This window comes from Rhodoferax sp. TH121 (assembly GCF_002251855.1).
In the GTDB taxonomy this organism is placed as follows: Bacteria; Pseudomonadota; Gammaproteobacteria; order Burkholderiales; family Burkholderiaceae_C; genus Allorhodoferax.
Genome location: NZ_NOXW01000022.1, coordinates 723376 through 735576, shown reverse-complemented (window position 1 = coordinate 735576; position 12201 = coordinate 723376). Strand labels below are relative to the sequence as shown.

At 62.6% G+C, this 12201-nt stretch carries 11 protein-coding genes; 7 read left to right on the top strand and 4 right to left on the bottom strand.

Going from position 1 to position 12201, the window contains the following annotated elements; translation table 11 throughout:
* Positions 1-186 precede the first annotated feature (186 nt).
* The 6 genes from xylF (at position 187) to xylA (ending at position 7301) form a co-directional block, all read left to right on the top strand.
* Positions 187-1206, top strand: coding sequence for a D-xylose ABC transporter substrate-binding protein (xylF, locus tag CHU94_RS17805; RefSeq protein ID WP_094482337.1), 1020 nt, complete (start codon positions 187-189; stop codon positions 1204-1206).
* A gap of 141 nt (positions 1207-1347) precedes the next feature.
* Entirely contained in the window at positions 1348-2484 is a 1137-nt protein-coding gene (locus tag CHU94_RS17800) for a sugar ABC transporter permease (RefSeq protein ID WP_094482863.1), read from the top strand.
* Positions 2481-3260 carry an ATP-binding cassette domain-containing protein gene (locus CHU94_RS17795; RefSeq protein WP_094482335.1) on the top strand — a complete coding sequence of 260 codons (780 nt, stop codon included), beginning with the start codon at positions 2481-2483 and terminating at the stop codon, positions 3258-3260. Before CHU94_RS17800 ends, CHU94_RS17795 begins: the two co-directional genes overlap by 4 nt.
* Before the next feature lie 19 nt (positions 3261-3279).
* Positions 3280-4455 (top strand): ROK family transcriptional regulator, encoded by a 1176-nt coding sequence (locus tag CHU94_RS17790; RefSeq protein WP_094482333.1) that lies wholly within the window; start codon positions 3280-3282, stop codon positions 4453-4455.
* A 6-nt stretch (positions 4456-4461) separates the two neighbouring features.
* The gene (xylB, locus tag CHU94_RS17785) at positions 4462-5910 is read left to right on the top strand and encodes a xylulokinase (protein WP_094482331.1); all 1449 of its coding nucleotides are present in this window, start codon (positions 4462-4464) and stop codon (positions 5908-5910) included.
* A gap of 74 nt (positions 5911-5984) precedes the next feature.
* Entirely contained in the window at positions 5985-7301 is a 1317-nt protein-coding gene (gene xylA / locus CHU94_RS17780; RefSeq protein WP_094482329.1) for a xylose isomerase, read from the top strand.
* Positions 7302-7601: 300 nt separating this feature from the next.
* Here the strand turns inward: xylA and CHU94_RS17775 are convergent, their stop codons facing one another.
* The 3 genes from CHU94_RS17775 to CHU94_RS17765 are packed head-to-tail and all read right to left on the bottom strand — an operon-like array spanning position 7602 to position 9659.
* Complete coding sequence (locus CHU94_RS17775) at positions 7602-7988, bottom strand: tautomerase family protein (protein ID WP_094482327.1); 387 nt, start codon at positions 7986-7988, stop codon at positions 7602-7604.
* 25 nt (positions 7989-8013) lie between these two features.
* On the bottom strand, positions 8014-9192 hold the full coding sequence (locus CHU94_RS17770; RefSeq protein WP_094482325.1) for an aminotransferase class V-fold PLP-dependent enzyme: 1179 nt from the start codon (positions 9190-9192) through the stop codon (positions 8014-8016).
* Positions 9189-9659, bottom strand: coding sequence for a RidA family protein (locus CHU94_RS17765; protein WP_094482323.1), 471 nt, complete (start codon positions 9657-9659; stop codon positions 9189-9191). The genes CHU94_RS17770 and CHU94_RS17765 overlap by 4 nt, the downstream gene beginning before the upstream one ends.
* Positions 9660-9788: 129 nt before the next feature.
* Here CHU94_RS17765 and CHU94_RS17760 point away from each other — a divergent pair, with 129 nt between their 5' ends.
* On the top strand, positions 9789-10670 hold the full coding sequence (locus CHU94_RS17760; protein ID WP_094482321.1) for a LysR substrate-binding domain-containing protein: 882 nt from the start codon (positions 9789-9791) through the stop codon (positions 10668-10670).
* Between the two features lie 289 nt (positions 10671-10959).
* On the opposite strand, the gene CHU94_RS17755 is transcribed toward CHU94_RS17760, so the two are convergent.
* Entirely contained in the window at positions 10960-12147 is a 1188-nt protein-coding gene (locus tag CHU94_RS17755) for an MFS transporter (protein ID WP_094482319.1), read from the bottom strand.
* Positions 12148-12201 lie beyond the last annotated feature (54 nt).

Genomic DNA, 12201 nt, shown 5'->3' with positions numbered 1-12201 from the left:
ATCTTATTAAGTTCGATGATTAAACTATGTCGGGTTTATCCCTATTCGCGCCACAAGCCAAGTCCCGAACAATTAGTTTGTCGTCCTTACTAAATGCAATGTGTTGCATTTAAGGCAGCACGATGGCTCTGAAAAGCCTTTCCAAAACCATAGGCCTGACACAGGCCAATCCACCGGAGACAAGCAATGAAACTGAAGACAACCCTGACTGCCCTGGCCCTGAGCCTGGCTGCTGCTGGCGCATTTGCCCAAGTCGTGGGCGTGAGCTGGTCCAACTTCCAGGAAGAACGCTGGAAGACTGACGAAGCCGCCATCAAGGCCCAGCTGGCCAAAGACGGTGCGACCTATATCAGTGCGGACGCAGGTGGCTCCCCCGAGAAGCAACTGGCTGACATCGACAGCCTGATCTCCAAAGGCGCCAAGGCACTGATCATTCTGGCCATGGACAAGGACGCCATCCTGCCCGCGGTGAACAAGGCCAACCAGCAGAAGATTCCTGTGGTCGCATATGACCGCCTGATCGAAGCGCCCGGCGTGTTCTACATCACCTTCGACAACGTGGAAGTGGGCCGTATGCAAGCCCGCGCCATTCTGGAAGCCAAGCCCAAGGGCAACTACGTGATGATCAAGGGCTCGCCGACCGACCCCAACGCCAACTTCCTGCGCGGTGGCCAACAAGAAATCATTGACGCCGCCGTTAAAAAAGGCGATATCAAGATCGTGGGCGAGGAATACACCGACGGCTGGAAACCCGAAGTCGCCCAGAAGAATATGGAGCAAATCATCACCAAGACCGGCGGCAAGATTGACGCCGTGGTGGCCTCCAACGACGGTACCGCTGGTGGTGTGGTGGCTGCATTGACAGCCAAGGGCATCAAGGGCATTCCAGTCTCTGGCCAGGACGGTGACCACGCTGCGCTGAACCGCGTGGCATTGGGCAGCCAGACTGTGTCGGTGTGGAAAGACGCCCGTGACCTGGGTCGGGACGCTGCTGCCGCTGCCGTGGTGCTGGCCAAGGGCCAAAAAGTAGCTGCCGCCCAAACTTGGAACGGTGGCGAGAAGAAAGTGGCCCTGCAGGCCCAGTTCTTGAAGCCCGTTCCAATCACCGCGAAGAACCTCGATGTGGTGGTCAAGGCTGGCTGGATCAAGAAAGATGATCTGTGCAAAGGTGTAGACGCTTCCAAGGGCCCGGCCGCTTGCAAGTAATCTGCGTTTCTCTCTGAGTTAGTTGAAGCCCTCCAACCGCGGGCTGGGTTCGGCCCGCGGTTTTTTTATGTCTTGCGGAGAACGCTTGTGAATCCCGTTTTGAATTCCCTGAAGCAGGCGGCCATTGATTGGCGCCTGGTGATGATGGGCACCGTGCTGGCAGCTATTGCCCTGGTGTTCAACATCCTGTCCGGCGGACTCTTCATGTCCCCCGAGAATCTGTACAACATTGCCCAGCAAACAGCCGTGGTGGGCGTTGTCGCCACCGTGGTGGTGCTGGTCATCGTGGCCCGCCACATTGACCTGTCGGTGGGCTCGGTCATGGGCTTTGTGGGCGTGCTGATTGCCACCCTGATGTACACCGCCGGCTGGCACTGGGTCGAAGCCTCGCTGGCCGGTCTGGCTGTGGCCATTGCTGTGTCGCTGTACCAAGGCGCCCTCACCGCCATGCTGGGCGTTCCCTCCTTCGTCGTCACGCTGGGTGGCCTGATGTCGTTTCGCGGTGCAGCCTTTCTGGTGGCCGACGGCAAAACCCAACCCGTGAATGACCAATTCTTCCAACGCCTGGGCGGTGGTTTTGACGGTGCGATTGGCGTCACCGCCAGCTGGGTACTGGCCGGCGCTATTGTGCTGGCCCTGGTGGTCCAGATGTGGGCCAAGCGCCGTGCCAAGGCCTCGTATGACGTGCCCAACAACCCCTTGTGGCTGGACGCGCTGATCGTGCTGGTTCCCGTGGCCATCGTGCTGGGTTTTGTCACCGCCATGAACAACTACCAGATCATGAACAAGGACGCTCCGCAAGGCATTCCGATCCCCGTGCTGATCTGGGCTGCTGTGGCGCTGGTGCTCTCATTCATCGTGCACCGCACGCGTTTTGGCCGCTATGTGTTTGCCATGGGCGGCAACCCCGAAGCGGCCGCGCTGGTGGGCATTCCGGTGCGCAAGGTCACGCTCATGCTGTTTGCGCTGATGGGTGTGCTCATCACCATCGCCGCCATTGTGTCCATCGCACGGCTCAACGCGGGCACCAACTCGCTGGGCACCAGCATGGAGCTGTATGTGATTGCGGCTGCCGTGATTGGGGGGACCGCGCTGGCCGGTGGCAGTGGTTCGATTTTGGGATCGGTGCTGGGTGCGCTGATCATGCAAAGCATTGATAGCGGCATGTTGCTGCTGGATGTGTCGATTGGGGTGCGCTACGTGATCATCGGCCAGGTGCTGATTGCTGCGGTGGTGTTTGATGTGGTTTACCGCCGTATGACAGGAGACACCGTATGAGCGCGGGCAATACAAAGCAGGCGCTGGTGGAGATGCGCAACATCGGCAAGTCCTTCGGTGGTGTACACGCGGTGGACGATGTGAGCCTCACGCTCTACCCCGGTGAAGTGGTGGCCCTGCTGGGCCACAACGGCGCAGGCAAATCCACCCTCATGAAAATGTTGGCCGGTGCCTACCCCATCGATAGCGGCGAGGTGCTCATCAACGGCGAGAAGGCAAACATCCGCACCCCCGTGGATGCACAGCGCTGCGGTATCGAATCGATCTACCAGACGCTGGCTCTGGCCGACAACCTGGACGCTGTGGCCAACCTCTTTTTGGGCCGCGAACTGTTGACCCGCTGGAACACGCTGGACGACCACCGCATGGACGCGGACGCCCGCAAGGTCTTCCATCGCCTGAACAAGAACTTCAAGAACGTGCGCACCCCGGTGCGCCGCCTCTCGGGCGGGCAGCGCCAAGTCGTGGCCATCTCAAGGGCCATCTACTTCAACGCCAAGATCCTCATCATGGACGAGCCGACGGCCGCCTTGGGCCCCGAGGAAACCGCGATGGTGGGCAACCTGGTGAAGCAGCTCAAAGCCGAAGGCGTAGGCATTTTCCTGATCACGCACGACATGCCCGATGTTTTTGGCCTCAGTGACCGATTGGCGGTCATGAAAAATGGAAAATTGGTGGGTGCATACCGCACAAGCGATGTCAACGAGGACGAAGTCCTTGGAATGATCATCGCAGGCAAACAACCCGAAGGAAAGCCGCAAACCCACAGCCTGTGAGTGCGGCCCCTCCCCCACCATGAAAACGACCGGCGACCAACAATTAGTCAAACGCATCAACCGCAGCGTGCTGCTGCGGCTGCTGCGCAGCCAAAGCGGGCTCTCGCGCGCCCAACTCGCGGTGGAAAGTGGCCTCACCAAATCCACCGTGAGCCTGCTGGTGCGCGAGCTAATTGATGAAGGTTGGCTCACCGAAACCGACGCCACCGCCGCCCCTGGCCTAGGCCGCCCCTCCACGCCCCTGCAAATCGACAGCCGCAGCCGCGGCATGATTGGTGTGGAAGTGGCGGTGGAAGCCCTGCGGGTGGTGGGCGTGTCGCTCACCGGCCAAGTCTTGTGTGCACTGGAAGAACCCCTGCTTGGCACCCAACCCGAAGAAGTGTGCCGCCAGACTGCGCGCCTGGTGGCACGCACCCACGCGCAGCTGCTGCAGCGCAGTGTGCAGCTCGCCGGTGTGGGGGTGGGCCTGCCAGGCGCCTTTGACGAGGCCACCGGCATGCTGCGCTTTGCCCCCAACCTGGGCTGGCGCAATGTGGACTTTGTCCCTCTCATTACGCACGCACTGGCGCAAGCGAGTGTGCCCCCGGTGGCCGTGCATGTGCAAAACGAAGCCGACACCGCCGCGCTCAGCGAATACGAGTTTTCCGAGGGCGATGCCAAAGACTCATTGATTTTTGTGACCTGCGGCGCCGGTGTGGGCGCGGGCATTGTGCTCAACGACCGCCTGTTTACCGGCATGCAAGGCATGGCTGGCGAAATTGGCCACAGCATTTTGCAGATCGACGGGCCACTGTGCTCGTGTGGCCGCAAAGGCTGCGCCGAGACCTTTTTTGGCGCCCGAGCGCTGGCCAAGCTGCCAGACCCCGCCCGGGGCGGCCACTACTTGGGCGTGGTGCTGCAAAACCTGTGGACCACCTTCAACCCCAGCACACTGGTGGTAGGTGGCCCTTCGTGCGACACCTACCCCGGCATCGTGCAAGTCGCCCAAGACACCTTGCAGGCGTACGCCGCCAGTGCCGGCATGGCAGCCCCTACCGTGCGCGCCGCGCGCTACGGCTTGCTGGCGTCCGCCGTAGGCGCCGCAGCGCTGGTGCTGCACCACGACCTGCGACCGATGCACGCCAAAACCCCAGCACCTGCAGCCCGCGCTGCAGAGGCCGCCGAGATTTCTTCTTCCTCCACCATCACCGCATAACAACGCATGTTTATTGGTATTGATATTGGCACCTCCGAAGTGAAGGTGCTGCTTTTGGCCCCCGACCACCGGGTGCTCGGCTCGGCGGGCACTGCCCTCACCGTGCAGCGCCCACACCCCGGCCACAGCGAACAAAACCCGCACGACTGGTGGGCCGCCACGCAGTCGGCCCTGGCGCAGCTGCGCGCTGCACACCCGCAAGAATTTGCCGCCGTGCAGGCCATTGGCCTGTCGGGTCAGATGCACGGTGCCGTGCTGCTGGATGCACAAGACCAGGTGCTGCGCCCCGCCATTTTGTGGAACGACACCCGCTGCGCGCTGGAATGCACCGAGATGATGGCCGAGCTGCCGGACCTGACCGATTTGGCCGGCAGCCTGGCCATGCCCGGCTTTACCGCTCCCAAACTGCGCTGGGTGGCCAAACATGAGCCTGCCATCTTTAAGCAGGTCGCCAAGGTGCTGCTGCCCAAAGACTATGTGCGCCTCAAGCTCACCGGCGACTACGTGAGCGACATGTCGGATGCCAGCGGCACGCTGTGGCTGGATGTGCAGAAGCGCACCTGGTCCGACGCCCTGCTGGCCCTCACCGGCCTGACCCAGGCCCACATGCCGCGCCTGGTGGAAGGCAGCGCCCCCAGCGGAACCCTGAAAGCCGATGTGGCCCAGGCGCTGGGCTTGCCCAAGGGCATCGTGGTAGCCGGTGGCGCGGGCGACAACGCAGCCAGCGCCATGGGCATGGGCGCAGTCGACAGCGGCCAAGGCTTCTTGTCGCTGGGCACCAGCGGTGTGCTGTTTGTGGTGACGCCCAGCTACCAGCCCAATGCGGCCAGCGCCACGCACGCGTTTTGCCACGCTGTGCCGGGCCGCTGGCACCAGATGAGTGTGATGCTCTCTGCCGCCAGCAGCCTGCAGTGGGTCACCGACCTACTGGGCGCGCCCAACGCGGGTGTGGTGGCCGAAAAAGCCGGCGCCCTGAGTGCGGCACAGCGCGCCGCATCGCCCCTGTTTTTGCCCTACCTCGGTGGCGAGCGCACCCCGCACAACGATGCCAATGTGCGCGGCAGCTTCCACGGCCTGAGCTTTGACACCGACGCCGCCCGCCTGGGCTACGCCGTCATTGAAGGCGTGACCTTCGGCCTCAAAGACGGCCTGGCCGCGCTGAATGCCGCAGGCAGCAGCGTGCAACGCTTGTCGCTGGTAGGCGGCGGTGCGCGCAGCAGCTTCTGGGCACAACAACTGGCCAGCGCGCTGAACGTAGACATCGTCACCCATGGCAGCTCGGCAGTGGGCGGTGCTCTGGGTGCCGCACGCCTGGGCTGGCTGGCTACGGGTGCTGCATCTGCCGACGTGTGCCTGAGCCCCGAGGTGGAAGCCACCTACCGCCCCATCGCCGCCGAACAAACCCTGCTGCTGGAGCGCTACGCGACCTTCCGCAGCCTGTACCAATCTACCTGAACCACCACGCCCACCGGGGCGTTAGACCCACTATTTAATTCGACCACACAACTAAACCACCCAAGGAATACACCATGAGCCACTACTTTCCCTCCGTGACAAAGCCCATCGCCTATGAGGGCGCGCAATCCACCAACCCACTTGCCTTCAAGTGGTACGACAAAGACCGCATGGTCCTGGGCAAGCGCATGGAAGAGCACCTGCGCTTTGCCGTCTGCTACTGGCACACCTTCTGCTGGAACGGGCTGGACCCGTTTGGTGGCGACACCTTCCAGCGCCCCTGGCACGCCATGACAGACCCCATGGCCGCCGCCAAGGCTAAGGCCGAAGTGGCGTTTGAGTTTTTTGCCAAGCTGGGCGCGCCCTACTACTGCTTCCACGACCGTGACGTGGCCCCCGAAGGCGCCACCCCGCGTGAGAGCGTGAACAACCTGCGCGAGATGGTCGACATCCTGGGCGCCAAGCAGCAAGCCACCGGCATGAAGCTGCTGTGGGGTACGGCCAACCTGTTCAGCCACCGCCGCTTCATGTCGGGTGCCGCCACCAACCCCAACCCCGAAATCTTTGCCATGGGCGCCTTGCAGGTGAAAGAAGCCATGGACGCCACCCTGAAACTGGGCGGCGAAAACTACGTGTTGTGGGGCGGCCGCGAAGGCTACGAAACCCTGCTCAACACCCGCATGGGCCACGAGCTGGACCAGATGGGCCGCTTCCTGAACATGGTGGTGGAGTACAAGCACAAGATTGGCTTCAAGGGCACCATCCTGCTCGAACCCAAGCCCCGCGAACCCTCCAAGCACCAGTACGACTTTGACACCGCCACCGTCTACGGCTTCCTGTGCCGCTACGGCCTGGAGAAGGAAATCAAGGTCAACATCGAAGCCAACCACGCCACCCTGTCGGGCCACAGCTTTGAGCATGAAATTGCTACGGCGATTGATCTGGGCATCTTCGGCTCCATCGACATGAACCGCGGCGACATGCAGTGCGGCTGGGACACCGACCAGTTCCCCAACAACATCCCCGAGACCGCGCTGGCGATGTACCTGATCTTGAAGGGCGGCGGCTTCACCACCGGCGGCTTGAACTTTGACGCCAAAGTGCGCCGCCAGAGCATCGACCCCGAAGACATCTTCCACGGCCACATCGGCGGCATGGACGTATCGGCCCGCGCCCTGCTGATCGCCGAAAAGATGATCACCGACGGCAAATTCGCCCAAGTGACCGAAGACCGCTACGCCGGCTGGAAAGGCAGCTTCGGCCAGGACGTACTGACCGGCAAGCTCGGCCTGGATGCCGTAGCCCAACGCGTGTTGGACCAGAACGTGGACGTGCAACCTGTCTCCGGCCGCCAGGAGCGGATTGAGAACTTGCTCAACAGCTACCTCTGAGTTGAGCCGCCAGTCAGCGGACAGACAAAGGCCCCGCGGGTGAATGCCTGCGGGGCCTTGCTTTTTGCGACAGTTGTGATCTGGATGACTCTCTGCATTGGGCCACTTGCTGTCGTTCACACTGCGGACAGGACAACAGCAGAAGACTAGACCGAGACGTTCGGGCGTCAAGCGTGAGTGACCGTGAAGCGTCAAAGGCAGCTTGTTCCTAGCCTTGAGATAGGAGCGGCTTGATGCCCCGGGGGCCGCCCAACGCTTCCGTTGCCGACGCATCGCACATTGCCATCGCGGCTGACAACCTTACTCTGTCACGTACTGTGCCAGTCCATTGCCAAACGACCAGTTCTCCCGCGTCACCTCGACGAGGCCGATGAACACATCCTCACGGCGCACTCCCAGCTCGCAATGCAGGGTCTCGGCGACCGTTTCATAGAACGCCTTCTTCTGCGCCACGCTGCGCCCAGCGAGCAAGAAGAGCTGAATGAACACCACGTCGCTCGAACGCTGGATGCCCAGGTAGGTGGGATTGGCGATGACGTCCCCTGGCGCATGCTGCGCGATCACCTGGAACTGGTCGTCTCGAGGGGCGTTCAGCGTGTCAAGCATGGACTCGTAGACGATGTCGGCAAGCCGACGGCGATAAGCATCAGGCTTGCCTGCGCAGAGGTCGATCCGGGCGAGCGGCATGGGTCGGGCCTTCCTAGATGAGCGACTAGAGAGTTGAGACGGCACGGACCAGTGCGTCGAGTTCTTCTTCCGTATTGAGGTAGCTCACCGACGCCCGCACGATCGACGTGAGGCCGCGGGCGGTCATGTCGTAGGGGGTGTAGCTCACACCATTTCCACCGACGACGATGTGCCGAGCAGCGAGTTCTCGTTTGATCATCGCAGAGTCTGCACCCTCAACGGTGAACGACACGAGGCCACAACGTTCCGTGCCGAGGTCGCGTACCAGCACGCCGGGAACCTCGCTAAGCTGGGCACGAAGCGAATCCGCCAGCCTCTTGACCCGGGCCTGAATGCGGTCGACACCGACTGCCTCGACTTGGAGCAAGGCCTCACGCAGGCCCATGATCAGGGCGACCGACCCTTCGATGGTCTCGAAGGCGCGTGCGTCACGCCTAACCTTCGGGCCGTCCATCCCCCAAGGTCCGGACTGCACATCCAGAAAAACCGGCCGCAGGGTCTCGGCGAAGGCGTTTCGCACGTACAACAGCGCCGTGCCCCGAGGGCCGCGCAAGAACTTCCGACAGGTCCCTTTGAGCACGTCGCAGCGCAGCCGTTCCACGTCCACCGGCATCTGGCCCAGAACCTGGCCTGCGTCGATGAAGTACGGAACGCCAGCAGCACTCGTCACTTGGCCGATTGCCTCGGCGTCGTTGACGAGCCCACCATTCGCTGGAACCCAGGTCAGCGAGACGAGTCGGACCCTCTCATCGACCATGCGCGCAAGGGCCTCGGCGTCGACAGTGCCATCCTCCCTGCACGGGATCACCTCCACCGTCGCACCGGCTCGGTTTGCTGCATGCATGTACGTCGACACGTTCCCGCCCCACTCGTGCCGCCCGACAAGTATGCGATCCCCGCGTTGCAACGGAGGCATCGCCGCGAATGCCAAACCGATTGCGGCCGACGCGCTCGAGGTATAGGCGACTTCATTTTGCTGCGCTCCCAACAACGCTTCTGCCATCCGGCGGGTTTCGGTCAGCTCTGTTTCGACGAGAGCGGCCGCCTCCATGCCGCCGTGCAGCGCCTCTCGGTCGAGATGCGTTGCGATGGCTCGTGTGGTCCTGGCGGAAGGCAGCGAGGCGCCCGAGTGATTGAAGAACGCAGACAGTGAGCAGCCGGGCGTTTCCGCACGCAGCGCCTGAACATCAAAATTCTCCGTCATGCTTCCTCTCCAGCGAGGCGCACCAGCGCTTCGACCTCGACTGCTGCGCCGAGGGGAAGCGACGAGACGCCCACGGCGGAGCGCGCATGCCGCCCGGCGTCGCCGAAGACTTCAACGAGCAGATCTGACGCACCGTTGGCGACCTGGGAGTGGTATCGGAACTCGGGAATCGCGGCGATGAACACCGTCACTTTGAGCACCGCCTGCACGGAGCCAGAGTTCTCGGAGACCGTAGAAATATGAGCCAGGACCCGCAGAGCGGCTGCCCGAGCGGCCTCGTAGCCACGTTCCACGTCCGCTGGGCCGAGGGCGCCGGAATGCGTGGCCTGACCCTGCTCGATTCCGATCTGGCCGGAGATGTAGAGCAAGTCACCATCCCGGCGTATGGCCGAGAAGTTGGCCACGGGGTTGGCAGGCTCTGGGAGATTGAGGCCGATCTGGGCCACTTTGTCGCGGATCAAAGGCATGAGGTCACTCCGGATTCGATGGCTGCAATATATCGACGCGCCGCCTGACTGACCAATCAAAAATGCTTGGCAAGCGATCAGTTTTCTTGATGGGTATCGGGCGTGACATGCGACACTGCTGCTATACCGATGAGACAACATCCCGCCCTCCCGCCGCTGAGCACCCTTCGCGTTTTCGAATGCGTGGGGCGACTGCAGAGCTTTCGAGCTGCAGGCGAGGAGCTGTGCATATCGCAAAGCGCGGTGAGTTATCACGTCAAGGCACTGGAGATCGCCGTAGGAGTCCGCTTGTTCGAACGCGAGGCGAGATCCATTCGCTTCACGGCCGAGGGTGCGGCGTATCACAAGGAGGTGGTCCGCACTTTTCAGCTGCTCGCTGATGCGACCGCCTCATTGCGCCCCGAACCTTCCAAGGTGCTGCGCGTCAGCGTCTTGCCCTCGTTCGCGGTGGGATGGTTGGTGCAACGGCTACCTGCTTTTTGTGCTTCTCACCCTGAGATCGAACTGAGGCTCCAACCCAGTCTCGACCTTGCCGATCTGGAGAACGGCGAGGTCGATCTCGCGATCCGCTACGGCCGCGGCGACTGGGACAGCGTGCATTCGGAGCAGCTGATGCCAGAGCGGCTGCGTCCCGTTGCCTCACCGCAATTGGCGCTGGCCAGACAGGAGTGGTCCCCGGCAGACATAGCCGCAGCGACGCTGCTGCAGGTCAGTCGCCCGTATGAGTGGGATTTGTGGGCCGAGCGCTTTGGGGTGGACCTCTCGGCAGCGACGAAGCTCCAGCTGACCGACTTCAATATTGCCGCCCAGGCAGCTGTCGAGGGCATGGGCATCGTCATGGGAAGAGAGTCTCTTGTGGAGGGTCGCATGCGGTCCGGCGCTCTAGTGCCGCTGGGCCCCGACTGGTTTGTTCCGCCTCGTCTTGGCTATTGGCTCTGCCTGCCCGAACGGCCGCCGCAGCCCCAATGTTCAAGGTTCGTCGCCTGGTTGCGACGACAAACGCACGGGTGATTGTCGATGCACCACGAAGCGGCGTGCGGTGCAACTGCTGCATGGAACTTCTAACTGAAGTTGACAACGGTGAGATGCCTTGGCATCGAAGTGAAAAGGTCTGAGGCGTAGTTCGGTGCTCGTTACTGTGCGGGCAGTAGTCGAGCCAGCAGAACTGAGACACTCACTCCTGCGTTCTGGACGTCAGTTCTCGCACTGCTGTAGTTGGCGAAGTGATCTTGAACGGCAGCTGTGGGTCGAAAGCAAGCATCAAATTCGACTCCAGCGCCCATAGAACATGCGCAAGCAGCTATTTTTTCAATAGCAACCCCACCATCACCACACCCACCGCGGCCGCAAACCACATCAGTGCCACGCTGCTGGTAGCGGTCATGGCGCCACCCGCCACCACCGGGCCGACGACGGCGCTGAGCGAATAGGCCATGGAGAGGCTGCTGACATTCCAGGCCATGTCGGGCGTGGGGGTCTTGGTGGCGGCAATGAGTGCCAGGGTGAGGAAGGCGGTGATCAGCCCGCCCAACACAAACATAGTGGCAAACGCCACCGGCACACCAGGCAAGCCCGGGACTAGCGGAGCAAGGGCCAACAGTGCAGCAGCCAGGGCGGTGCCCAGCGCGGCCAGTGCGCAAGCGGCGCGCAGGCCCCAGTGGTCGGCCATCCAGCCCACGGGGTATTGCAGCAGCAAGCCGCCCAGACCGAAGGCCGTGAGCAAATGGGCGATGCCTTCGGCCTCAAACCCGCGGTCGCCCGCGAACACGGCAAACAAGCCCGCCAGCGCCGACTCCAGCATGCCGCCGCACAGCGCAATCAGCAGCCCCTGCTTGAAGATGCGGTGCGGCCACGCGGCGCGGGCAGACTGGGGCCAGCTGTTGACGTGGTGCGCCTCTTCCACTGGCGGAGTGCGGGCAAATGCCAAGGGCACCAGGGCCGACACGGTAAAGCCCACGCCCACCCACAAGATGGTGTGACCCTGCACACCCACCCACGCGGCAATGGCCGGGGCCACCACGGGGGCGGCGGCAATCAGCGTTTCATGAAAACCCACCAAGCGCCCGCGCGCATGGGCCGGGGCGATGTTGTAGAGCCAGGGCTCCAGCCCCACCCAGCGCAGGCCCATGCCTAGCCCTGCCAGAAAGCCGCAAACCAAGTACGCAGACCAGGGCCATGACGCCATCGGCACCCATGCCATACCTAGCAACGCCACCACCGAGCCGGCCAGCCCCACCACCACCACGGTGCGCGCACCCCAGAGGCGGCATAGCCAGGGCGCAAGGCCGAGGCCAGGCATTTGCCCCATCCACAAGGATGCGGCAAAAAAACCCAGCTGCGCTGCGCTCAAGCCCTGCAGCGCCAGCCACACCGGAACGATGACAAAGATGATGCCGAACTGCCCGATCTGGGCCAGGGTGGAGACGGTGTTGAGGGCGGTGATGGTGCGCCAGTCGTAGCTGGGCGAAGCGTGGGTGATGCGGGACATGGAACAAAACAGGAGGCAGGGCTGGGAGTCTAGCTGTTGGGAAATGCACACCTT

Coding starts and splice junctions, on each gene's coding strand:
- CHU94_RS17795 (WP_094482335.1), top strand. CDS start 2,481: ATGAGCGCGGGCAATACAAAGCAGGCGCTGGTGGAGATGCGCAACATC.
- CHU94_RS17800 (WP_094482863.1), top strand. CDS start 1,348: ATGATGGGCACCGTGCTGGCAGCTATTGCCCTGGTGTTCAACATCCTG.
- CHU94_RS17760 (WP_094482321.1), top strand. CDS start 9,789: ATGAGACAACATCCCGCCCTCCCGCCGCTGAGCACCCTTCGCGTTTTC.
- xylA (WP_094482329.1), top strand. CDS start 5,985: ATGAGCCACTACTTTCCCTCCGTGACAAAGCCCATCGCCTATGAGGGC.
- CHU94_RS17770 (WP_094482325.1), bottom strand. CDS start 9,192: ATGACGGAGAATTTTGATGTTCAGGCGCTGCGTGCGGAAACGCCCGGC.
- xylF (WP_094482337.1), top strand. CDS start 187: ATGAAACTGAAGACAACCCTGACTGCCCTGGCCCTGAGCCTGGCTGCT.
- CHU94_RS17755 (WP_094482319.1), bottom strand. CDS start 12,147: ATGTCCCGCATCACCCACGCTTCGCCCAGCTACGACTGGCGCACCATC.
- CHU94_RS17765 (WP_094482323.1), bottom strand. CDS start 9,659: ATGCCTTTGATCCGCGACAAAGTGGCCCAGATCGGCCTCAATCTCCCA.
- CHU94_RS17790 (WP_094482333.1), top strand. CDS start 3,280: ATGAAAACGACCGGCGACCAACAATTAGTCAAACGCATCAACCGCAGC.
- xylB (WP_094482331.1), top strand. CDS start 4,462: ATGTTTATTGGTATTGATATTGGCACCTCCGAAGTGAAGGTGCTGCTT.
- CHU94_RS17775 (WP_094482327.1), bottom strand. CDS start 7,988: ATGCCGCTCGCCCGGATCGACCTCTGCGCAGGCAAGCCTGATGCTTAT.